We start from the raw sequence: 24027 nt of genomic DNA, 5'->3' as shown, positions 1-24027 counted from the left end.
AAAATGATAGGATGGTTCTTATGAAAAAAATATTTCAAGTATTAAATAAAGTAGAGGATGCTGTGGCTTCTAGCTTATTGATAATAACATCTTTATTGGTTTTTGTACAAGTTATATTAAGATATAAATTCAATTATTCAATATCTTGGTCAGAAGAAGTATCAAGAATGATGATAGCGTGGTTTATTTTTATTGGTAGTAGTATGGCAGTAAAAGACAATGCTCATGTTAATATGGATGCATTGTTTTCCATAATATCTGGTAGAGCCAAGATATTGGTAGGCATGATAGTAGATATTATAAATATTATATTTTGTATCATCATTATAATAGCTGGTATAAATATGTTGAAAAATGCTATGGCAATAGGCTCAATGGCTACATCTGTAAAGGTTCCGCTTTATATACCTTATGCTTCAGTACCAGTTGGAGTATTTCTAATGTTGATACGCTACATAATAAATTTTAAAAACAAGTTCAATGATTTAATTAGATTTAATGATATTAAAAGAGAGGTGAAATAATGTTATTATTAGTATCCTTTATAGTATTACTTTTACTTGGAGTTCCCATAGGTATAACAACTGGACTTTCATCTATTATAGCAATGCTTAGCAGTGGTATAGGTTTAGATACTGCTGTGCAGAAGATGTTTTCAGGAGTAGATTCTTTTAGTCTAATGGCTATTCCTTTCTTTATTTTTGCTGGAGACATTATGTTAAAGGGAGGAGCTTCAAAGAGGTTAATAAACTTTGCTAATAAATTATTTGGTTGGATAACTGGCGGATTGCCCATTACTGCAGTAATTTCTTCTATGTTTTTTGCTGCATTATCTGGTTCTAGTCCTGCTACGGTAGCTGGTGTAGGAGGAGTAATGATTCCAAATTTAGTTGAAAATAAATATGATCGTAAGTTTACAGTAGGCCTATTATGCGCTGCTGGGTCCCTTGGAATAGTTATTCCACCAAGCATCACAATGATGTCCTATGGTGTTGTCTCAGAACAGTCCATAAGTGATTTATTTATTGCTGCTATAATACCTGGAATTTTTATTGGATTAACTTTAATTGTATATAGTTATATTTATTCTAGAGTTAAAAAACATGAGAAATCAGATTTTCCAACATTTAAAGAGGTAATAACTTCCTTTGGTGAAGCTTTTTTTAGTATATTAATGCCGATTATTATTCTAGGTGGTATTTACTTAGGAATTGCAACTCCTACAGAAGCAGCGGCAGTTTCTATAGTATATAGCTTGGTTATTTCTATTTTTATATACAAGGAGATAGATTTTAAAGATGTACTTGCTATTTCCAGAAGGTCTGTAATAACTTCTGCTATGATAATGTTTGTTATCGCAAACTCAAAGATATTTAGTTGGTATTTAACTTTCCAACAGGTTCCCTTAAAAGTTGCTGAAAGTGTCCTAAAGTTTGAAAGTTCTCCTATTTTGATTTTACTTGCAATTAACGTTATATTATTATTTGTAGGTATGATTATGGACTCAAGTGCTGCTGTACTTATTTTAACACCTTTATTTATTCCTATTGTTATGAATATAGGTATTAGCCCAATTCATTTTGGGGTTATTATGATTGTCAATTTATCAATTGGAATGTTAACTCCACCCTTTGGGTTGAACTTGTTTGTAGCTTCGGGTATAAGTAAATCATCTTTATCAGATGTAATAAGTGGAAGTATACCATTTATTCTGTTATTGATTATAGATTTATTGATTATTACGTTTGTACCACAATTGTCATTAATGTTAATAAAGTAGATTGTAATATAAACCGCTTACTTCAATGTGAGCGGTTTTTTATTTATAGAAAATAAATTATGTAATTGAAGCTTAAAACAATGGTTTAGAAAGATTTTAGTTATAAATATAAAATAATTAAGAAATAAAAAGAAACAAGAAGGGAAACAAACAGAAACAAATAAAAAGACATAGTGAAGAGAAACTATGTCTTTTTATTATCTATTGATTACTTTTTTAAGTAACATTCTGAAAAAATATAAGAATTAATGCCATAAATAGGAAAATTGCTTTATATATAGATTTTGAAAAATAAGAAATATAATTAAATTAAGAAATTTAAAGAAACAGAAAGGGAAACAAACAGAAACAAATAAATATTATGTGGAAGGAAAATAGGAGGGATAAGATGACTAGGGTTAAAAGACCTACAATATATGATATTGCTAATACTGCAAACGTATCCCCTGCAACAGTTTCAAGAGTATTGAGTGGGGCTAATTATCCAATAAGTGACGATACAAAGAAACTCGTTTTAGATGTTGCTGAAGAATTGGAATATAGACCTTCTAGTTCAAAATATGTGACTAAATCAAGATTATCAGAAATTGGTGTTATAGTACCTAATTTAAGTAATCCATATTATTCTACACTGGTGCTGGCTGTAGAAAGATTTGCAGCAGAAAATAAGATGAGAGTTTTATTATGCAATTCAAACGGAGATGAAAACCTTGAAAAATATTATGTAGAATCTTTAATACAAAAAAAGATAAAAGGTATTATTATTTCTTCAGTTGCAAGTTCAGTAGATCATATAAATAACATTCGTTATACAGGTGCATCAGTAGTTTCTTTCGATCAAATAGTAGATATAGATTGTAATAAAGTTTCTTTTGATTATAGAGAAGGCGGGTATCTCGCAACGAAGCATTTAATTGATCTTGGACATAGAAGAATAGCCTTTATTAGTCCATATCTAACTAGACATAGTAGAAAGAAAATATTTGAAGGATATAAGGACTGTTTAGTATCTCACAATATAAAAGTAGAAGAATCATTAATATTTACATTTCCAGAGCTAGTGGAGAAATCTGAAAACACTGGTTTGGATCATACTGATAATGAATATTACACAAAAGAATTATTGCGGTTAAAAGATAGACCAACTGCTATTTTCTGCATTAACGATGTAATAGCTCTAAAGGTATTAAAAGAACTAAAGTTCCATGGAATAAAAGTACCAGAAGAAGTTTCAATAGTAGGGTTTGACAATATAGATATTCTAGAAGTTATTAGTCCAAGACTAACTACTGTTGACCAGTGTACTTATGAAATGGGCAGGTTAGCTGCAGAAATGCTTTATCTAAGTGTAATGGATAAAACAAGAAAGAATATTTCAGTTTCTTTGCAGCCAGTTTTAGTAAAAGGAGAGTCAACAGCTCCTATAAATACACCAATTAAATAAAAATTATTATATAGAGGAGGATTTTGATGTCATTAATTAAAGAATTTATGGTAGACAAAATGAATGTAAAAGTGTATTCAGAAAGAGAATTTATGGGGAGTAGTGCTGCTAAAGAAGCAATAGAATGCTTAAAAGAATTGCTAGATAAAAAGGAAGAAGTTAATGTTATCTTTGCAGCAGCACCATCTCAAAGTGAGTTTTTACTTGAACTGACAAAGGAAAAATCTATTGATTGGACAAGAGTTAATGCTATGCATCTTGATGAATATATAGGTTTAGAGAAAGATTCAAAGCAACGTTTTGTACATTTCCTAAATGAAAACGTATTTAATAAGGTACCTTTTAAAAACGTATATTCTATGGATTTTATTAAAGGTGTTAGAGAAGAATTATCTAGATATGAATCCATACTTAAAAATAATCCAATAGATGTAGCTTTCATTGGAATTGGAGAAAATGGACATATTGCATTTAATGATCCAGGAGTAGCAGACTTTCAAGATAAATTATTAATAAAAGAAGTAATATTAGATGAAGCTTGCAGACAGCAACAGGTAAATGACAAATGTTTTGATAGCTTAGAAGAAGTTCCAAAAACGGCTGCAACCGTAACGGTTCCTTTGATAATGAGTGCTAAAAGAATTTTCTGTATGGTACCTGCTGCAACAAAAGCAAATGCTGTAAAGAGGACAATAGATGGAGATATAAGTGAAGACTGTCCATCTACTATTTTAAGAAACCATGATAATGCAACTCTTTACTTAGATCCAGATTCAGCAAAACATATTTTATAGAATAAGGAGGATTTACCATGATTACTGCTATTAGGAATGGGAAGATTATTACACCCTATAGAATTATTGAAAATGCTACTGTCGTCATAAAAGATGGATATATTTTAGATGTTCATGAAGAACCTATGGAAATCAGTGAAGATGAGATAAACATCATAGATGCAAATGGATTATATGTTTCACCAGGATTTATAGATATTCATACTCATGGCGGCGGTGGGTTTGATTTTATGGATGGAAGATATGAGGATTTTATTGGAGGTGGATTGGCCCATTTAAAGCATGGAACCACTACTATAGTGCCTACCACACTTACCAGTTCTCGTGAAGAGTTAATCCAAAATATTGAATCTTTTAAGAAAGCACAAAAAAGTTCCAATGGACCTGAATTTCTAGGATTACATTTAGAAGGACCATATTTTAGTATGGAAATGAAAGGTGCTCAGGATCCTAGATATATTAAAAATCCTGATCCCAATGAGTATTTAGAGATTCTTAATATTGGAGATGGAGCAATTATAAGATGGTCTGTTGCTCCTGAATTAGACGGTGCCTTACAATTAGGAACTGAACTTAGAAAAAGAAATATATTACCTTCTATAGCTCATAGTGCAGCTGTTTATGAAGACGTATATAAAGCTTTTGAAAATGGATATACCCATGTGACTCATTTTTATTCTGCAATGTCAATGTTAAAGAGAATCAATGGATATAGATATTTAGGAGTTGTAGAGAGTACCTATCTCATAGATGAAATGACAGTAGAGATAATAGCAGACGGTTCTCATTTACCTTCTGAACTAATACAGTTGATATATAAAATAAAAGGCAGTGACCGAATATGCTTAGTTACTGATTCCATGAGAGGTGCGGGAATGCCTGAAGGTGAGTATATATTAGGAAGCATAAAAGATGGACAAAGAGTTATTGTGGAAGACAACGTAGCAAAATTACCAGATAGATCAGCTTTTGCAGGAAGTGTTGCAACTAGCGATATGTTAGTTCGAGTTATGTATAAAGATGTACAAGTTCCATTAACTGAAGCCATAAAAATGATAACGGCTACACCAGCTAAAATAATGGGAATAGACAACAGAAAGGGAACAATATCAAGAGGAAAAGAAGCAGACTTAGTATTTTTTGATGAAGATATTAATGTAGAAAAAGTATTAATTAAAGGTAAAACTGTTGACTAAAAATTGCGAAGGAGGTGCTTTAAATATAATTAAGCAAAGTTTTACTTTTACTTATAAATAAATAAAGGGAGGATTTAATATGCATGCTTTAGACTATTTAGCAATAACCCTGTTTTTCTTTATTATGGTTGGTATAGGGTGGTATTCCAAAAATAAAGTTAAGGATTCAACAGACTTCTTTCTAGGTGGAGGAAAAGTACCTTGGTGGCTATCAGGAATATCACATCACGTGTCTGGCTATAGTGGTGCAGTTTTCGTTGCTTATGCAGGAATAGCTTATACATATGGATTTACATTGTATATTTTCTGGGCTGTAGGGATTTCAATTGCAATATTTCTTGGCTCAATAACTATAATTCCAAGATGGCCTAGATTAAGACAAAAGCTAAATATTCAATCACCTACTGAATATATGCAACTTAGATATGGACTGTCTGCCCAACAACTAACTGCTTGGTCTGGAGTTATAGTTAAATTATTGGATGTTGGAGCAAAGTGGGCATCAATAGGTATTCTATTGTCTGGATTTACAGGATTACCTATATGGCTTGGTATTTTAATTTCAGGATTTGTATCTTTATTCTATGCTTCTATTGGTGGAATGTTTGCAGACTTAATGACAGATTTTGCACAGTTTATCGTACAAATTACAGGAGGATTGGTTCTTTTCTTCGCAGTATTAAAACAGCTAGGAGGACCGTCTGCTATCTTTACAATATGGGATCAGCTGCCACCAGGTAACTCTAATTTATTCAATGGACCATATACACCATTATACGTTACAGCTATGCTAGTAATAAACTTTTTAAGTTACACAGGTGGAACTTGGAACTTAGCAGTTAAGTTTATAGCTACAAGTGAAAGTAAGGATGCTAAACGTTCTGCTAGACTATCAGCAATATTATATTTTATATGGCCTTTAATATTATTCTTCCCTATGTGGGCAGGACCTATATTATTTCCAGGAATGGAGAACCCTGCAAATGATCTTTATTCTACATTAACAACAACGTTTTTACCTCCAGGATTGGTAGGATTAGTATTGGCAGCTATGTTTGCTAACACTATGTCTATGACAGTTTCAGATTCAAATACTATATCTGCTGTTATTACTAGAGATATATTACCTGCCATATCAGAAAAATTTGAGAAACGTAAAGACTCTTTAGTTTTAGCTAGAACTACTACAGTAATTTTTATTGTATTGACAATATTGGTTGCATTATTTAGAGATGTATTTGGCGATGTAGTAGGATTGATTTTAGGTTGGTTTGCAGCATTACTAGGACCTACAGCAATACCATTAATATGTGGATTGTTCCCAAGATTTAAGCACTCAGATAATAGAGCAGCAATTCTATCAACAATAGGAGGATTCATGATTTTCATTGCTACAAAATACTTAGGTTTAGAGGTATCTCCAGCTTTAGGTCTAGTTTTACCAATCCTTACATCCTTTATAATATATACAGGATTAGGGCTTATAAACAAAATGTTAAAGAAAGAAGTACCAGCAGAAGTAGAAGAATTATTGTTATATCTTGATACAGATGAAGCCATTTCCAAAAAGGAGATGATTTAATAGTGTATAGCAATTTTAAAGAATTAAGGAAGTTTTATAGAGAAGAAATTGAGAAAAACTTTTTCCCATTCTGGAAAAGAGCCTATGACAGTGAATTTGGAGGTGTATATACCTGCTTCAATAATCAAGGCACAGAGCTTTCTTCAAAAGATAAATATACTTGGTCTCAAGGAAGATTTTTATGGCTTGTAAGTAATCTATTTATAATGGTTAGTGAAGATAAATTGAATTTAGATTTATCAGAAATAAAGGATATGGCAGCTAAAACCTTCCAATTTCTTAAAGACAATGTTTTCTTAGATGACTTTAAATGTGCCTATGCTTTGACTAGAGAAGGAAGTAAGATAGATTTTGATGGAAGAATGGATACTAGTATTTTTGCTGATACCTTTGTTTTGATTGGCTTTAATGCATATGGTAGATTTTTAGGAAACAAAGAGGCTTTAGAGTATGCAAATAAAGTTCTAAACAGCATTATGGATAGGATAGATTCTGGTGATTATATGACTGAACCATATCCAGTCGATAAGGCTTTTAGGTCTCATTCTATACCTATGATTTTATCCAATTGTCTTCAAGAATGTCTAGAAACTAGTAGAGCCACAGGGTTTAAATATGACTTGGAACTAGAAAATTTATTGCAAGAGAAAATTGATGAAATTCTTGACTATCATGTACAAAAGAATAATACAATATGTGAATTGAAAACGGAAATAGATGAGTACAAGGATACACTACTACACAACCATATTAATCCTGGTCATACTATTGAGTGTTTATGGTTTTTAATTCATGGTCTTGAATCATTAGGTGGATATGATAATAGGATTAATAAGATAAAGGATATATTTAATTCTACATTGGATATTGGAATGGATAAGGAATTTGGAGGACTATTAAGATTTGTTAATAGGAATAAGGGGTTAAAGCCAGAAGGAAGGCTTATTGGGGACAAGTTTGAAGAACTAATTAATGATACTTGGGATTATAAGCTGTGGTGGCCTCATTCAGAACTTCTTTATACATCATTGCTTCTCTATTTTAAAACTAAAGATAAGGACATGCTAAAAATATATAATGAGGCACATAAATATGTGTTCCATACTTTCCCAAACCCTAATAGAGAAATCGGGGAATGGATTCAGATCAGAGATAGGGAAGGAAAACCTATTAACAAAGTAGTAGCACTTCCTGTAAAAGATCCTTTTCATATACTTAGAAATTTCATGTTAATTCTAGACCTGTTGCATGAAAGGGACGAGGAATATGAAAATATATAAAGGTAAGATTGATATAACTCCTCAAGAAAAGTTAAAGCTAGGAGGATTTGCCCATAGAGATAGTAGATATGTAGGTGTAAAAAATAATTTATATCTTAGGGTTTTAATAATGGAAGTAGATAATAGAAAAGTGGCTATATTTACTGCTGATATATTATTTTGGAGTAAAGAAGTAGTAGAAGAACTTAGGAGTATAATAGAAAGAAAATATTTGATTAGTAAGGAAAATATAATATTTTCAGCCACTCATAATCACAGTGGACCTTTATTACCAAAAGATATGCTGCCTGAACTTGGAGAATATAGCCAAAGCTATTCACAGTTTTTGAAAGAAAAAGTTATACATTTATTGGATTCTGTCTTTATGAATCCAATAGATGTATATGTGGAATACATCGAAGATAAAATGTACTTTGGGGTCAATAGAAGGTTAAAAGAAAATGGCAAAATATTGATGAAACCAAACTATCAAGGAGAAATAGATAATACGTGTAGCCTAATAAAATTTAACAATGTAAAATCTGGGAAAGTAGAATCAATTCTTATTAACTATGCACTACATGCTAACGTAACCGATGATAACTATATAAATACTGATTATCCTGGGGTCATATGTAAGAACCTAGAGGATAAATTTGAAGGTAGTATAGTTTTATTTTTACAAGGATTTTCAGGTAATATTAGACCAAAACTTATAATTGGAGAAGAATTTTTCCGTGGAACCTTTGAAACAGTAGAAAACCTTGGAAATCAAATTAGTGATAAGATAATAAAAATTATTTCAAAGAATGGAAAGATAATTAAGTCTGAACTAGATAGTTATTCATTAAAAATAAAAATGCCAATGGATCTATCTATTCAACAAGAAAATAAACTTTTTAGTGCAGAAAATAATGACTTTTTTCTTAGATGGATTAAGTTTATTAAAGAACATCCAGAGAAAGAAATAGATGGCATTTATCTTCATGTTCAAGGTATTAAGTTGTCAAGGAACCTAATGATAATTACATTAAATGGAGAAGTAGTTACTGAATATGCTTTATATATAAAAGAAAAATATAAGGATATTAATTTTTTAACCTTAGGTTGTTCTAATGGGATGATTGGATATTTAGCTACGAGAGAACAGCTATTGGAAGGCGGATATGAATCAGAAGATTTTATTTATTATTTTGGATTACCAGGGAAATATTCTACGGAAATTGACAACCTTATAAAGGGGGCCATGGTAGAATGTGTCGAAAATCTAATGAAGGATGTGATTTAGTGAAAGTTGATATAATAGATATGTATTATGAGGCAGTAACTGGTCATATTAGAAAAATATATGAAGAAGAAAAAGTTAAGATAAAAGAAGTGGCAAAAGTATTATCAAAACATATAAAACAAGATAAATTAGTTTATATATGGGGACCAGGTGGACATTCTAATTTAGCTTCACAAGAAATATTTTTTAGAGCAGGTGGATTAATGCACGTTAGTGCTATATTAGATGGTGGAACACTTCTTAGTAATGGTGCATTAAGATCTATGGAGATTGAGAGATTACCAGGGTACGGAAAAATAGTAGTACGAGATAATAATATAGGTGAAGGTGATTTATTAATAATTGCTAATGCATATGGAATTAATTCAGCCGTAATAGATTCAGCACTAGAAGCTAAAAGATTGGGTGCTACAACTATTGGAGTATCTTCTTTTATTCATGCTGAGTCTACACCTTCGGATCATGTAGCAAGACATCCTTCTAAGAAAAATCTTCATGAAATTGTAGATTATGCTTTGGATTGTAAGATCGAAGTTGGAGACGCAGTACTTAAAATAGAAGGATTGGAGCAGAAAGTTGGTGCTCTTTCAACTTTTGCTAATGCTTTTGTTTTAAATTCTCTAGTGGTTGAAACTATAAATAATTTAGTTGAAGAAGGTATTAGGCCGCCTATTTGGCAAAGTGGGAACTCGGATGGTGGCGATGATTGGAACAAACAATTTATGGAAAGATTTAAAGGAAAAGTTAGATGGCTATAGGCTATTAAGAATAAAATATAAATAATAGGGGGTTGATTAATCTGAAACTATCATTTAGGTGGTATGGAGAAGAGGATCCAGTAAAAATAGAATATATTAAACAGATACCTAGTATGGATAGTATAGTAACAGCAATATATGATGTACCAGTTGGTGAAGTTTGGAGTATGGAAAGTATAAACAAGCTAAAAGAAACTGTTGAAAAAGCAGGTTTAAACTTTGACGTTATAGAAAGTGTTCCTGTACATGAAGATATAAAATTAGGTTTTTCAAGCAGGGATAAATATATAGAGAACTACAAGCAGAACATTATAAATCTAGGAAAAGCAGGAGTAAAAGTTATATGTTATAATTTTATGCCAGTATTCGATTGGACAAGATCTCAACTAGATAAAAAATTAGAAGATGGCTCCACTGCCCTTGTGTACTACAAGGATCAAATTGACAAGATGGACCCACTGAAGGGGGAATTATCACTACCAGGATGGGATTCAAGTTATACTAAAGAAGACCTTAAGGATTTATTTGATAAATATTCAAAAATTGATGAAGAAGACCTTTGGACTAACTTAGAGTACTTTTTAAAAGAAATAATACCAGTAGCTGAAGCAAGTAACGTAAAAATGGCAATACATCCGGATGATCCGCCATGGTCTATATTTGGATTACCTAGGATTATTACAACAGAGGAAAACCTAGATAGATTTTTGAAACTCGTAGATAGTGAATATAATGGATTAACTCTATGTACTGGCTCTTTAGGAAGTGGAAGTTTTAATGATATAGTTAGAATGGTGGATAAATATTCAGCACAAGGCAGAATACACTTTATGCATGTAAGAAACATTAAATTGTTAGATGATGGCAGTTTTGAAGAAAGTGCTCATTATTCATCTTGTGGCTCTTTAAATATAGTTGAAATAATGAAAGCTCTTCATAAAAATAAATTTGATGGCTACCTTCGTCCTGATCATGGCAGAATGATTTGGGGTGAAACTGGTAAACCTGGATATGGATTGTATGACAGAGCTCTTGGTGCAATGTATATAACAGGTATTTGGGAAACATTAGATAATGTAAATAAGGAGTGAGATTATGAAACTACCATTTAAAATTGATTTAAGTAACAAAGTAGCTGTAGTTACAGGAGGGACAGGCGTACTAGGGAGTTTATGGGTAGATGCATTAGCTGCCTGTGGCGCTAAGATTGCTTTACTTGGCAGAAATCAACAAAAATTAGATAAAAAAGTAAAGGAAATTATAGATAATAGGGGCACTGCCATAGGCATTGAAGCAGATGTCTTAAATAAAGAAAGTCTAGTAAAAGCTCATGTTGAGATTTTAGAAAAATTGGGACCCTGTGATATTTTAATAAATGGAGCAGGAGGCAATCACCCTAAAGGTACTACTACAAAAGAATATTTATATGAAGAAGATTTAAACAATACTGATGAAAATAATGTAACTTTTTTTGACTTAGATGGAGAGGGTATTAGATTTGTACTTGATTTAAACTTCTTGGGAACATTTTTACCATCCCAGGAATTTGCAAAAGATATGGTAGGAAGAAAAGGATGTACTATAATAAATATATCATCTATGAATGCATATACTCCTTTGACTAAAATACCAGCATATTCAGGTGCTAAAGCAGCTATCTCTAACTTTACAGAATGGTTAGCTGTCCATTTATCAAAAGTTGGAATCAGAGTAAATGGTATAGCACCAGGATTTTTCTTAACCAGTCAAAATGAAAAATTATTATTAAATGAAGATGGTTCCTATACAGATAGATCAAGAAAAATTTTAAATAGTACACCTATGAATAGATTCGGAAAACCAGAAGAGCTTATTGGAGCTTTATTATTCTTAGTAAACGAAGAAGCATCTAGCTTTGTTAATGGAGTTGTAATACCTGTAGACGGAGGATTTTTAGCTTATTCAGGGGTATAGATTTTCTATATAGTAGTTATTTTCTATTATCTAATTTACGAAAAGATAGAAAAGATAAGAAAGTCATTATTAGCAGTTAGAATTGCTAGTGATGGCTTTCTTTTATCTACATTTGATTATTCCTATTGGAATTGGATATAAACATATGATAAAATAGGACAATACTATATTAATTCTTGAAAGCCAATATAGAAAAATTAAATGGAAAAGAAGTGTATAACATGACTAGAAGAAAAAATAAAGCTTATATCCTAATTTCATGGACAATAGTTATACTTTGGCTAGTTCTGATTTTTTATTTATCATCTCAGGTAGTAGAGAAATCTAATGGCTTAAGTAAAGGAATAACTGAAGTTATTGTAAAAACATTAGAAAAGATTATACCTAATGCAAATATAGATATAAATAGATTTAATCACTTGTTAAGAAAAAATGCACATTTCTTTGCTTATTTTATACTTGGAGTATTGGTTATGAATATTGTAAATAGAAAAGGCATTAACGGTTTTAAAGCTTTTGCCATAGCTTTAGGTATTTGTATACTTTATGCTATATCAGATGAAGTACATCAGTTATTTGTACCAGGTAGAGGTGCACAGGTAAAAGATGTACTTATTGACAGTGCTGGAGCAGCTACTGGAATTGGTATATGTAAAATAATTAGTAAAATTCGCAGAAAAAAAGATAAAATATTATAGATGTATGATTTTGTCATAAAGTAATATTAGCTATGTGTAGGGGAATACGAAGTGATAATAAGGGTTCAAGCATGATGAGAAGGATAATTTTATAGAAAATGCCCGAAAACCTCTGTTGTTTATCTCGGAGGATATAAGGGTATTAAATTAAGGCATAATATTAACGGAGGAGTGATGCTATGCCTGAAATTAGGTCAATAAAGGACTTGAGAAATACAACTGAAATTTCGGAACTTTATAATAGCAAACAAGAACCGATTTTTATAACCAAAAATGGCTATGGAGATTTAGTTATTATGAGCATAAAAACGTATGAACGAGAGGATAGCTCGAGCAGATTTATATAGAAAACTTACCGAAGCAGAGACACAGGTTAAAAACGGTGAACTACTTTTAGATGCTGAAAATGTTTTTGAAAAAATGAGAAAGAAGAATTGTAGAGAATATCCATAGATTAAAATTTATACAAAAAGCGAATTATGATCTAGAGCAGATTTATAGTTATATTTATGTTGAGAAACAAGTGGTTATTATGCGAATACTTTATGGTCGTCGAAAATATGAAGATATACTTTAAGCATCTGTTAGACAGATGCTTTTGACTTTTCATTTGTATTTAGTATGAAGATAAAATCTTTGTATAAAATTAATTAATAACTTTATTTACCTCACTTTTTTTAGAATTACTCAGTATTAAATGAAGGATTATTCCAATGGCTAATCCCCAAGCAGCTCCCCTTGTAGCTAATACTGCCCCCATAACTCCTGAAATACCTTTATCTAAATCAGTATCACAGATATCCATTGCAAGTCTTGTACATATGTATCCTTGAACCAATAATGTCAGTGATAATGCTACTGGAAGCACTGGTTGAACAAGAGAAACTATAGGAACTAGAGTAACAGAGATGAAGGTCATCCATCTAAATGTCCCTACACCACCGAATATAGAATCCATAGCTTCCCTACCTTCTTTATATCTTTGGGATACAGCAGCTGTTACGGCTGCCCACAATGGTCCGCATAGTGGTACATAAGGTGCTATCAATGCCATTATTATATTTCTAAAACCGCTTATTAAATTTGATCTGTTTGAATTGAAGTCAATTTTTTCGTCTTTTCTTATTTCATCAGCTTCATTAATCAAAGCTTCACTAGTAACAAAATCTCCAAAAGCTATTATATATGCCATTATAGCCATAGGTATAGCTGATATAAATAATTTAGCTTCTGGAAAACCAATTCCAAAAGGACTAATAGTTTTTATTATAGTTGAAAAATTGGGAATATGAATTATTGAGCCTATTTCTATTTCAGGTATAGGTAATTCTTTAGCAATAGGTCCAATTATAATACTTACTATTATTGCAGGAAGCATACCATATTTACCTATACTATTAAAAAATCTATTTTTCTTTCTTAACTGTCTAAATTTTTCAGAGAACAATAGATAAAATGCAAATGCAGAACCTATAGTAACGGATATAGGATATAGTTCAAATCTTCCTCCTATTTTAAACTCTCCTATTATGGCAGAAAATCCTGCTCCCAATAGGATACCGGCTTTTATTGAATTGGGAACTATCTTCATCATTTTACCTGCTATACCTGTTGTTCCCATAATTATGAATATTAATCCAACTATAAGTTGTAGTGCTATTAAAGCATGTATTCTTTCGGTACCAATGGCAAATTTACTTAAATAAGCAATAGTAAGAGGAATAGATGGAGTTATCCATCCTGGAACTACAGGATCCCCTAATAAGGCATGTATACAATATAAAAATCCATTAATTATGACCATGCTCCATGCAATATCAAAGGATAGTCCTAAATTTTCAGTTAGAATTGGTATTGCTCCTAAACAAGTGGCACACATCAATATAGCTTGTAGGGCCTCAGACCTTTCCCATCTATAATGAACAAAGGGAAGTCTGATTTTAAATATGCCAGCTGGTATGTAAGGATGTTCTTGACCATGTTCTCTCTTTAAAGCCATATATTTCTCTCCTTTCCATTTGATAGTTTAATAATTTCTTTTATAATTTTTTTGTTTACCTATATTTATATAAAGCAATTACAGTGCCAAAAGATATGTCTATAAAATTACATAAGGGTTTATATAAGCATTAACCTCACTAGAACCTATCTATAATTGTTTTAGGATAATTTCTTATAAAATAAAAAACAATATTAGTTGCATAATTGCAACTAATATTGCTATCTATTTAACATAGTTAATCATATATTATGTTGATAATTGTTGTGTTTAACAGGCTAAATTGTGCTATGTTGTAAAATTGCAACAAAGTTCAATTATGCCATAAAAAATATTTAAATCTTATATTTACAACTTGGTTAAGGTTCTTTACAGTTTATTGGTCTTGTTGTAGACTAGATGTGATAGGCTAAGTCTAAATTTAGTACAAATTTCAATGATTAATATAAATGTTTTAAAAATAAACTACAATTTTCAAGTATTTATTTAAGGAGGAAATAAAAAATGCAAGTACGTAAAGCTATAATTCCAGCAGCAGGTTTAGGTACACGCTTCTTACCAGCTACGAAAGCACAGCCAAAAGAAATGCTGCCAATTGTGGATAAGCCTACTTTACAATATATTATTGAAGAAGCTGTAGACTCTGGGATAGAAGAAATACTCATTATTACAGGAAGAAATAAAAAGAGTATAGAAGATCATTTTGATAAATCTATTGAATTGGAACTAGAATTAGAGAAAAAAGGTAAGGATGATTTACTTGAAGAAATAAGGAAGATTTCTGATATGGTAAACATTCATTATATACGTCAAAAGGAACCTAAGGGACTAGGGCACGCTATTTATTGTGCTAAAAGCTTTATTGGAAACGAACCTTTTGCAGTATTATTGGGAGATGATATAGTTTATTCTGAAAAACCTTGTTTAAAACAAATGATTGAAGCCTATGAAGAATATAAGGCAACAATCTTAGGAGTTCAAGAAGTATCTAAAGAAGATGTGAACAAATATGGTATTGTTAATGGAAAACATATAGAAGATAGAGTATACAAGGTAAAGGATTTAGTAGAGAAACCTGATGTAAAAGATGCACCGTCTAATATAGCTATTTTGGGAAGGTATATTATAAATCCTGCTATATTTCAAATACTAGAGCATACACAGCCAGGAAAGGGTGGAGAGATTCAGCTTACTGATGCATTAAAGGAATTAGCTAAAAAAGAAGCTATGTATGCTTATAATTTTGAAGGAAGAAGATATGATGTAGGAGATAAACAAGGTTTTTTAGAAGCTACTGTGGAATTTGCATTAAGAAGGGAAGATTTAAGAGAGAATTTCTTTAGTTATCTAATGGAGATAACCAAGAACAATATATTAAACGATAATATAGATATTAAATAGTAGGTGATAAAAACTAATCCTAATGGATTAGTTTTTTTATGCAAAAAGTATGTGTAAACATAGTACTTAATATCTGTTTCGTTATTTATGTGTCGAAAAAGATAATATTAAAAGATAAATGGTAGAATAATGAAGGAGAATTTGATAAAATATAATTGGTATGAATTGGCATGGGTTAATTTAACAACTAAATTATAAAATTAAACTAGAAGAAGGGGTTATAGATGAAAAAAAGACGTATAGTTTTTCTTATGTTCTTAGATGTAATAGCTATTAACCTTGCATACATATTAGCCCTATATATTAGGTTTGAAGGAGTACTAGATTTATCTTATATGAAAATTTATTTAAACCATATTATAGCTATTACATCTATGAAATTAGTTGTTTTTTATCTTTTTAAGTTATATAAAAGCTTATGGGAATACGCTAGTATTGATGAAATGATAGAAGTAGTAGGAGCTTCTATTGTTGCAAATGTTTTGATTGGAATATATATGTATTTATCACAGGCAGGACTTCCGAAAAGTATTTATGCTATGGTATTAATATTGGATATGGCTTTAGTTGGAGGAAGTAGGTTTTTTTATAGAGTATTTAGAAGGCTAAAATACGGTATTAAAAATGAAAGTGATTACAAAAGAATCCTTATTATAGGTGCAGGTGCAGCAGGAGCTTTAGTACTTAAAGAATTAAGAAACCATGAAACATTACATAGCAAACCCGTAGCTTTTATAGATGATGATCCAAAGAAAAAGGGAAAAAACATTAATGGTATTCCTGTTGTGGGAAATAGAAATAATGTATTAAAAGTTTGTGAAAAATACAGAATTGATGAAATAATTATTGCAATGCCTTCTGCTAAAGTAGAAGATAGAAAATACTTTTTAAATGAATGTAAGAAATCTAATTGCAAAACAAGGATTTTGCCAGGAGTATATGAGCTTATTGATGGTAAAGTTAATGTAACTAAAATAAGAGATGTTCAAATTGAAGACCTTTTGGGTAGAGAAGAAGTAAAGCTAAATTTAGGGGAACTATCTAATTTCATTGAAGGGAAAAGAGTTTTAGTTACAGGTGGAGGAGGATCTATTGGCTCTGAACTATGCAGACAGATTGCTAGATTTAACCCTAAAGAATTAATTATATTAGATATTTATGAAAACAATGCCTATGATATACAAAATGAGCTTATAAAACGGTATGAAGATCTAAAACTTCAAGTCATTATAGCAACGGTTAGAGATAAAGTTAGAATAGATGAAGTATTAGAGAAGATTAGACCACAAATAATATTCCATGCAGCAGCCCATAAACATGTTCCTTTAATGGAAAACAATCCAGGAGAAGCTATAAAAAACAATGTCTTTGGCACTTTAAATGTAGTACAAGCTGCCGATAAATATAATGTAGATAAGTTTGTCCTTATATCTACAGATAAAGCAGTAAACCCAACGAATGTAATGGGAGCAACTAAAAGAATTTGTGAAATGATCATACAATCTTATAATTATATTAGCAATACTGACTATGTAGCTGTTAGGTTTGGAAATGTGTTAGGCAGTAATGGAAGTGTAATACCTTTGTTTAAGAAACAAATTGCTGAAGGTGGACCTGTTACTGTAACGGATGAAAGGATAATCAGGTTCTTCATGACTATACCAGAAGCGTGTCAGTTAGTATTACAGGCTGGAGCTATGGCTACTGGAGGAGAAATATTTATTTTAGATATGGGTGAGCCTGTAAAAATTATGGATTTAGCTAAGGATTTAATAAGACTTTCAGGATTTCAGCCCGAAGTGGATATTCCCATAAAAATAACTGGTCTAAGACCAGGGGAGAAACTTTTTGAAGAGATTCTTTTAAATGAAGAGGAAATGACTAAGACTAGTCACAATAAGATATATATTGAGGAGCCAATGGAGTTTGATAATAATAAGTTGATGAATCATATTTTCAAATTAGAAAATGCTGTTAGAAGCCAAAGTTCTATGAAAATAAAAGATGTTTTAGCAGAAATAGTGCCTACTTATAGACCTTTTAAACCAGTTTCTCTTATAGAAGAAGATATTATTTTTACAGGTCAAAAAGAAACAGCAGTTACCTATGATTAATTAGCTAAAACTAATACAGCAGTAATGATTATAGGGAAAAGAATTATGAAGGTAGCTACAAGAAGACTTTGTTTCTCTTTTGCGTTTAATATGTAGTCAGAATTATAATAGTTTTTTTCCTTTTTTCTTTTAGAAATTTTTTTTATAGCATTAACAAAAGTCATAACTAAACCTCCAATAAATCGAAATATGTCGAACTACATAGTATTATACTATAGCAATGCAAAATGTAAATAGGATTTTAGTGCTATTATGACAAAATAGACTATTAGGAGGATAGAAATATATTTTAGTTTTGATACAATAATTATATGTGCTTATGTCACAGTAGGGGAGGATTACAAGGATGGAAGAAATTAGTTTGCGAGAGTATTTTTTTATCCTACGAAAGAGGTTAGGATTAATTTTAATATTAACAATTGTTGCTGTAGCAACTAGTGGTATTGTTAGTTATTTTGTCTTAGAACCAGAATATCAAACCTTTACTACATTAATGGTAGGAAAGCCAAAAGATTATCAAAGTGAAAGTAAACTAGAATATAATGAACTTTTATTAAATCAAAAACTTGTATCTACTTATGGAGAACTAGTAAAGAGTAGAGTCGTTGTAGATCAAGTTATTAAAAATTTAAATTTAGATATGAGTTTTAAAATATTTACAGAAAAGGTAAATGTAAATTTAGTTAAAGATACAGAGATTATCAAGATTCAAGTAATGGATACAGATCCAAAGTTAGCAGCAGAGATTGCCAATGAAACTGCTGAAGTCTTTATGGATAGTGTAAAAACTATAATGAAAGTAGAAAATGTACAAGTAATAGACAAGGCTCAGCCTCCAGAAAATCCAGTTAAGCCAAGACCAAAGCTTAATATGGCTATAGCAGGGATATTAGGTATTATGGCAGGGGTATTTTTAGCGTTTTTACTTGAATATATGGACAATACTTTAAAGACTCCAGAAGATATAGAGAAACATTTAGGATTGCCAGTACTAGGGGCTATACCAATGGTTAAAGATGAATAATTTTAAATTTTGAGGTGAAGAAATGAGACAAGATAAATTAATTACTCAAACAAATCCAAAGTCTCCAGTTTCAGAGGCATTTAGAACCTTAAGGACAAACATTCAATTTTCAAATATTGATAAGGATATAAAGACCATAGTGGTTACATCATCAAGTCCTAGTGAAGGGAAGAGTACTATTGCTGCTAATCTAGCTAATACTATTGCCCAAGGAGAAAAGAAGGTACTATTAATAGATTGTGATTTGAGAAAGCCAAGGGTTCATAAAGTGTTTGGATTAAGTAATTTAGAAGGGCTTACTAATGTAATAGTAGGAGAAAAGAAACTATCTGAAGTAGTACATAATAGTGAAGAATTAAAAGATCTTTATATTGTTAGTTCAGGACCTATACCACCAAATCCTGCAGAACTATTGGGTTCTAAAAGGATGAAAGATTTTTTAGATAGTATCAAAGAAGAATACGATATGGTTATATTAGACACTCCACCAATAGGCTTGGTTACAGATAGTGCAGTTTTGTCTACCATAGTCGACGGAACTATATTAGTAACTGCTGTAGGACAAACGGATGTTGAAGTAGTAAAAAGAGCAAAGGAACTATTAGAAAAGGTTAATGCCAATATAATAGGAGTAATATTAAACAAAGTACCTACAGAGGGAAGAGGATATTATAAATATCATTATTATCAATATTATAATTACTCTTATTATGAAGAAGATGATAATAAGAAAGGGAAAAAGAGGCGAGCTAAATGATAGATATTCACAGTCATATATTGCCTAGGGTAGATGATGGATCTATAGATATGGATATGTCCATAGATATGGCTAAAATATATTTAGAAAATAATATAAATAAGGTTATAGCTACTCCTCATTATATAGAAGGTAGTAAGAATACTTCTTTAGAAGATAATAAAGCAGCTTTATCTGAATTAAGAGAAGAACTATATAAAGAAGGGATAGACTTAGAAATATATCTAGGAAATGAAATTTATGTTTCTATGGATATAATAAAATATATAAAGGAAGAAAAAGTTTCAACTTTAAATGGGACAAGGTATGTTCTTATGGAATTTCCTATGTTTGATATTCCTTTATATGCTGAAAATATTATTTATGAAATGCTTTTAAAAGGCTATATCCCTATAATAGCTCATCCTGAAAGAAATAGTAAGATTATTGAAGACCCTAATATCCTTTATAAATATATAACCATGGGAGCTTTAGCTCAGCTAAATCTTCCGAGCTTAGAAGGAAAGTATGGCAGCAGTATAAAAACTACAGCTGAAATATTGGTTCAACATAATATGATTCATTTTGTAGCCACTGATGCCCATACCAATAGGGGAAGATCTCCTAAAGTAGCTAAGGGATTAGAAATATTAAGCACTATGGTATCTAAGGAGGATTTTGATAGAATCACTTATTTAAATGGAAATCTTCTGTTGGAAGACCAAAATATTTCTGTATCCGACCCTATAAAATATCAGGAGAAAAAAGGTTTTTTTAAATTATTAAAGAATAAAATAGGTATATTCTAGGAGGTGAAACATGAAGAGAAAAGTAGCAATATTTTTAGCAGCTTTAATATCAGCAAGTAGTTTATCTACTACAGTTTCCTATGGTGCCTCAGATGGAGCTTTGGAAGTATTCTTAGATCAGCTGTCAAAAGTAAGTGAGGATAAAAGGGAAACAGGAGCCTCAGTACTAAAGGTATATTTAGAAGATAGTGACAGTGGAATTAGAGATTTAAAGAGAGATTTAGACTCTTTCTTAAACGAAAACCATATTAAAACTATTCATCAAAAAGGATATAGCCTTGATGATGTTAAGGCAGAGTTAGACAGGCTTAATGGCTGGAGTATGGATGAAAGGATGCTTTTAATTGACCACCTATCTAATGGTGATTCTAATGGCATAAGAGATTTAGTTTCTAGTGCCGGAAAGGGAACTAATCCTGCACCAGAAGGAACAGGAAGTAGTGGAGGCAGCACTAGCGGAGGATCAGCTATAACAACAGACCCTAAACAAGGTAACATAAAAGAAAATCCTAAAAAAGAAGAATTAATAGAAGTAAACTTTAAAGATATTAATGAACATAAGAATAAGGATAGTATTATTTACTTAGCTCAAAGAGGGATCATTGAAGGGAAAACTAAGGATACTTTTGATCCTAATGGTGATTTAACTCGTGCAGAGTTTATGACTTTGATTTGTAGGGTTCTAGGTATCAAATCAGCCAATAATGAACCTTTAGCTTTTAAAGATATAAAGGTTAATGGTTGGTATTATGAATACATCAAGGCTGCTTTTGACAACAAAATCATTGAAGGGACAAGTCCTACTACTTTTTCACCTAATAATAAAGTGACTAGAGAACAAATGGTAGTTATTATTATGAGGATATTAAATGATAAGAAAATTACCTTTACTCTAGATCCAATAAATAAAGATGTTTTAATGTATAAAGATGCAGATAAAATATCTTCTTGGGCAGCCACAGATATGTTTTATGGGGTGAAATATGGGATTATTGAAGGAAGAACAGAGACTGCCTTAAATCCTAAGGACTTTGCAACAAGAGGAGAAGCAGCTGAAATTATTAAAAAGTTGTACGACCTTATGAAAAATAAGGGTAAATAAGTTAAAATAAAAGGAGGATGACTATGAAAAAAATACTATCATTAATGTTAGCATTAGCAATGATAATTAGTGTATTTACACCTATTATTGCTAATGCAGAAAAATTAGATCCAAAAGAGCAATTGTTTAATGAATTAAGAGCGAAATTTGAACCTATAAGGAGTGGAACTAATGCTGATGATGCAATAGCTGTAGTTGTGGCAGTATTAAATAACACAGAAAATATCTATAAAAATGTAACTAATAATGTAGAATATAAAAATTATTTAAATGCAAAAGGTATTACAGAAGCTACAGTGAAAGGTATTATTAGTGTGCTAGATAATAACAAAGAATTGATTAAGAGTATTATTAAAGATACTAACTTAGACTATAATAGTGTAAGTGGTCAATTGGATACACTTTTACAAAGCTTATATAATGCTTTACCAGAAGAGACGAAAAATAGTATAAACAAATATGCAAATAGAAAAGATGAAAAAATAAATGTACTTACTAACGTAATTAGTGCTTTAATTAATGAAAAAATTGGTTCAGGTAATTATAGTATGAAGACTAATAAGTGGATTTCATTTAATTTAGCTGTTACTGATAGTCAAATATCTACTGCTAATAAAAGCATTTCAGGGAAATCAGATGAACCGCTAAAAGAAATTCATAAAAACATAGCTACTAGCTTACTTAATTCCTCTGTAAATGTTTTATCAGAAACTTTACTAAATGCTGCCGGAAAATTACTTTATGAGACTAAATTAATAACTAAAGTAGAAGTAGATACAGAAAAACCAGATTCAGGTAGTAGCACAGGTGGTGGCGGTGGAAGTACATCAACTACACCATCAACTCCAGGAACTTCAACACCAGACCCAGTTATAGAAGTACCTACAGAAGGTGCTGTTATTGGAACTGTTGGAAAAGAACATGCAACAGTTACTACAAGTGCTAAAGGTACTAACGTTCAAGTTAAAGAATTTGAAACAGTAAAAGCTATTGATGCTTTAAGGAAAAAAGCAGGAGCAGATAGAGATGCCGTATTAGTTATAAAATTAGACCATGTTAAAGGCTTAGACGTTAAAGTAAGTTTACCAGTTAAAGTGGTTAAGGCTTTAGAAGAAAAGAAAGTTGACTTAAAAGTAGTAACTAGCGATGTAGAATTTGGATTACCAAAGGATGCATTAAAAGAAACTACTATACCAACAGGTGCTAAATTAGAATTAAGAATAGCAGAAGTTAGTAAAGAAGTAGAAGTTGAAAATGCTGACGTTAAGAGAGTTGTAGAGTTAAGCTTAGTAATCGTTAAAGGTAGTGAAGAAACTGTTGTTTCTACTTTCGATGCTCCAATTACTGTAAAAGTAGACATTAAAGGATTAGGAAACAATGATAAGCTTGCTGTATATTACTTAAATGAAGAAGATAATACTTTAGAATTTGTTACTGGTAAGATCCAAGATAACAAGGCAGTATTAGTATTAGAACATTTCAGTAAATATGTAGTTGTAGAATCAAATAAGACTTTCACAGACATTGAATCTCATTGGTCAAAACTATATGTTGAATCCATGGCTGCTAAAAATGTAGTAGGCGGATATGATGATGGAGCATTTAGACCAGAAGGAAAAGTTACTAGAGCAGAATTTGCTAAGATGATTATTAATTCTTTAGAGCTTAAATTAGAAAAGTATGATGGAAGCTTTACAGACGTTAAAGAAAATGATTGGCATGCAGATTATGTAGCTACTATAGTTAAATTAGGAGTAGCTGGCGGATATGATGATGGAACATTTAAACCAAACAAAGAAATCACAAGAGCAGAAATGGCTGTAATTTTAAGCAATATATTAGATGTGGAAGTTGAGGAAACTGAAATTGAAGCTTTATTAGGTCAATACAAGGATGTAGAGGCTATACCAGCATGGGCTACAGAAGCTATTGCTAAAGTAGCTAAAGCTAAGATTATGCAAGGAGTTAATGACAACTTTAATGCAGGAAATACAACTACAAGAGCTGAATCAGCTACAGCTATTTACAGAGTATATAATAAATAATAAAGCAGCTTTTAAAGAAGGAATAAGTAAATTATACTTATTCCT

At 31.0% G+C, this 24027-nt stretch carries 23 protein-coding genes; 21 read left to right on the top strand and 2 right to left on the bottom strand.

Annotation, left to right across the window (positions count from 1 at the left end; all coding sequences use genetic code 11):
* Positions 1-20: 20 nt before the first annotated feature.
* The 14 genes from KQI42_RS02155 (at position 21) to KQI42_RS02090 (ending at position 13205) form a co-directional block, all read left to right on the top strand.
* Positions 21-524 (top strand): TRAP transporter small permease, encoded by a 504-nt coding sequence (locus KQI42_RS02155; RefSeq protein WP_216516241.1) that lies wholly within the window; start codon positions 21-23, stop codon positions 522-524.
* A complete protein-coding gene (locus KQI42_RS02150) occupies positions 524-1780 on the top strand; it encodes a TRAP transporter large permease (RefSeq protein ID WP_216516240.1) in 1257 nt (418 codons plus the stop codon). The genes KQI42_RS02155 and KQI42_RS02150 overlap by 1 nt, the downstream gene beginning before the upstream one ends.
* A 388-nt stretch (positions 1781-2168) precedes the next feature.
* Complete coding sequence (locus KQI42_RS02145; RefSeq protein ID WP_216516239.1) at positions 2169-3224, top strand: LacI family DNA-binding transcriptional regulator; 1056 nt, start codon at positions 2169-2171, stop codon at positions 3222-3224.
* A 26-nt stretch (positions 3225-3250) separates the two neighbouring features.
* Positions 3251-4018, top strand: a complete 768-nt coding sequence (locus KQI42_RS02140) for a glucosamine-6-phosphate deaminase (RefSeq protein WP_216516238.1) — start codon at positions 3251-3253, stop codon at positions 4016-4018.
* A 17-nt stretch (positions 4019-4035) separates the two neighbouring features.
* Complete coding sequence (nagA, locus tag KQI42_RS02135; RefSeq protein WP_216516237.1) at positions 4036-5214, top strand: N-acetylglucosamine-6-phosphate deacetylase; 1179 nt, start codon at positions 4036-4038, stop codon at positions 5212-5214.
* Between the two features lie 79 nt (positions 5215-5293).
* The gene (locus tag KQI42_RS02130) at positions 5294-6796 is read left to right on the top strand and encodes a sodium:solute symporter family protein (protein WP_216516235.1); all 1503 of its coding nucleotides are present in this window, start codon (positions 5294-5296) and stop codon (positions 6794-6796) included.
* 2 nt (positions 6797-6798) lie between these two features.
* A complete protein-coding gene (locus tag KQI42_RS02125) occupies positions 6799-8076 on the top strand; it encodes an AGE family epimerase/isomerase (protein ID WP_216516233.1) in 1278 nt (425 codons plus the stop codon).
* The gene (locus tag KQI42_RS02120) at positions 8063-9343 is read left to right on the top strand and encodes a neutral/alkaline non-lysosomal ceramidase N-terminal domain-containing protein (RefSeq protein WP_216516232.1); all 1281 of its coding nucleotides are present in this window, start codon (positions 8063-8065) and stop codon (positions 9341-9343) included. The genes KQI42_RS02125 and KQI42_RS02120 overlap by 14 nt, the downstream gene beginning before the upstream one ends.
* Positions 9310-10101: a sugar isomerase domain-containing protein gene (locus KQI42_RS02115; protein WP_216516230.1), complete on the top strand. Its 792-nt coding sequence runs from the start codon at positions 9310-9312 to the stop codon at positions 10099-10101. The genes KQI42_RS02120 and KQI42_RS02115 overlap by 34 nt, the downstream gene beginning before the upstream one ends.
* 32 nt (positions 10102-10133) lie before the next feature.
* Positions 10134-11192, top strand: a complete 1059-nt coding sequence (gene uxuA / locus KQI42_RS02110; RefSeq protein ID WP_246565999.1) for a mannonate dehydratase — start codon at positions 10134-10136, stop codon at positions 11190-11192.
* 4 nt (positions 11193-11196) lie between these two features.
* Positions 11197-12054: an SDR family oxidoreductase gene (locus KQI42_RS02105; RefSeq protein WP_216516228.1), complete on the top strand. Its 858-nt coding sequence runs from the start codon at positions 11197-11199 to the stop codon at positions 12052-12054.
* Between the two features lie 176 nt (positions 12055-12230).
* The gene (locus KQI42_RS02100) at positions 12231-12752 is read left to right on the top strand and encodes a VanZ family protein (RefSeq protein WP_216516226.1); all 522 of its coding nucleotides are present in this window, start codon (positions 12231-12233) and stop codon (positions 12750-12752) included.
* A 179-nt stretch (positions 12753-12931) separates the two neighbouring features.
* Positions 12932-13099, top strand: coding sequence for a type II toxin-antitoxin system prevent-host-death family antitoxin (locus KQI42_RS21605; protein ID WP_216516224.1), 168 nt, complete (start codon positions 12932-12934; stop codon positions 13097-13099).
* Entirely contained in the window at positions 13065-13205 is a 141-nt protein-coding gene (locus KQI42_RS02090) for a hypothetical protein (protein ID WP_216516403.1), read from the top strand. The genes KQI42_RS21605 and KQI42_RS02090 overlap by 35 nt, the downstream gene beginning before the upstream one ends.
* A 193-nt stretch (positions 13206-13398) precedes the next feature.
* On the opposite strand, the gene KQI42_RS02085 is transcribed toward KQI42_RS02090, so the two are convergent.
* Positions 13399-14751, bottom strand: coding sequence for a hypothetical protein (locus KQI42_RS02085; RefSeq protein ID WP_216516221.1), 1353 nt, complete (start codon positions 14749-14751; stop codon positions 13399-13401).
* Positions 14752-15255: 504 nt separating this feature from the next.
* On the opposite strand from KQI42_RS02085, the gene galU reads away from it, so the two are divergent.
* Together galU and KQI42_RS02075 are read left to right on the top strand one after the other, a co-directional pair.
* Complete coding sequence (gene galU / locus KQI42_RS02080; RefSeq protein ID WP_216516219.1) at positions 15256-16152, top strand: UTP--glucose-1-phosphate uridylyltransferase GalU; 897 nt, start codon at positions 15256-15258, stop codon at positions 16150-16152.
* Positions 16153-16376: 224 nt separating this feature from the next.
* The gene (locus KQI42_RS02075) at positions 16377-18266 is read left to right on the top strand and encodes a polysaccharide biosynthesis protein (RefSeq protein ID WP_216516217.1); all 1890 of its coding nucleotides are present in this window, start codon (positions 16377-16379) and stop codon (positions 18264-18266) included.
* Here KQI42_RS02075 and KQI42_RS02070 read toward each other — a convergent pair.
* Positions 18263-18430: a hypothetical protein gene (locus KQI42_RS02070; RefSeq protein ID WP_216516215.1), complete on the bottom strand. Its 168-nt coding sequence runs from the start codon at positions 18428-18430 to the stop codon at positions 18263-18265. The genes KQI42_RS02075 and KQI42_RS02070 overlap by 4 nt on opposite strands.
* Positions 18431-18612: 182 nt before the next feature.
* On the opposite strand from KQI42_RS02070, the gene KQI42_RS02065 reads away from it, so the two are divergent.
* From KQI42_RS02065 to KQI42_RS02045, 5 genes are read left to right on the top strand one after another with little or no spacing between them, the layout of a single operon-like run.
* The gene (locus tag KQI42_RS02065) at positions 18613-19290 is read left to right on the top strand and encodes a YveK family protein (protein ID WP_216516213.1); all 678 of its coding nucleotides are present in this window, start codon (positions 18613-18615) and stop codon (positions 19288-19290) included.
* Between the two features lie 22 nt (positions 19291-19312).
* Positions 19313-20047, top strand: a complete 735-nt coding sequence (locus KQI42_RS02060; protein ID WP_216516211.1) for a CpsD/CapB family tyrosine-protein kinase — start codon at positions 19313-19315, stop codon at positions 20045-20047.
* Positions 20044-20835 (top strand): tyrosine-protein phosphatase, encoded by a 792-nt coding sequence (locus KQI42_RS02055; protein WP_216516209.1) that lies wholly within the window; start codon positions 20044-20046, stop codon positions 20833-20835. The genes KQI42_RS02060 and KQI42_RS02055 overlap by 4 nt, the downstream gene beginning before the upstream one ends.
* Before the next feature lie 10 nt (positions 20836-20845).
* Positions 20846-21937: an S-layer homology domain-containing protein gene (locus KQI42_RS02050; protein ID WP_216516207.1), complete on the top strand. Its 1092-nt coding sequence runs from the start codon at positions 20846-20848 to the stop codon at positions 21935-21937.
* Between the two features lie 23 nt (positions 21938-21960).
* Complete coding sequence (locus tag KQI42_RS02045) at positions 21961-23982, top strand: S-layer homology domain-containing protein (protein WP_216516206.1); 2022 nt, start codon at positions 21961-21963, stop codon at positions 23980-23982.
* Positions 23983-24027: the final 45 nt, after the last annotated feature.

It is taken from the genome of Tissierella simiarum, assembly GCF_018917865.1.
GTDB lineage: Bacteria > Bacillota > Clostridia > Tissierellales > Tissierellaceae > Tissierella_C > Tissierella_C simiarum.
This window is presented reverse-complemented; position numbering and strand designations above follow the sequence as displayed.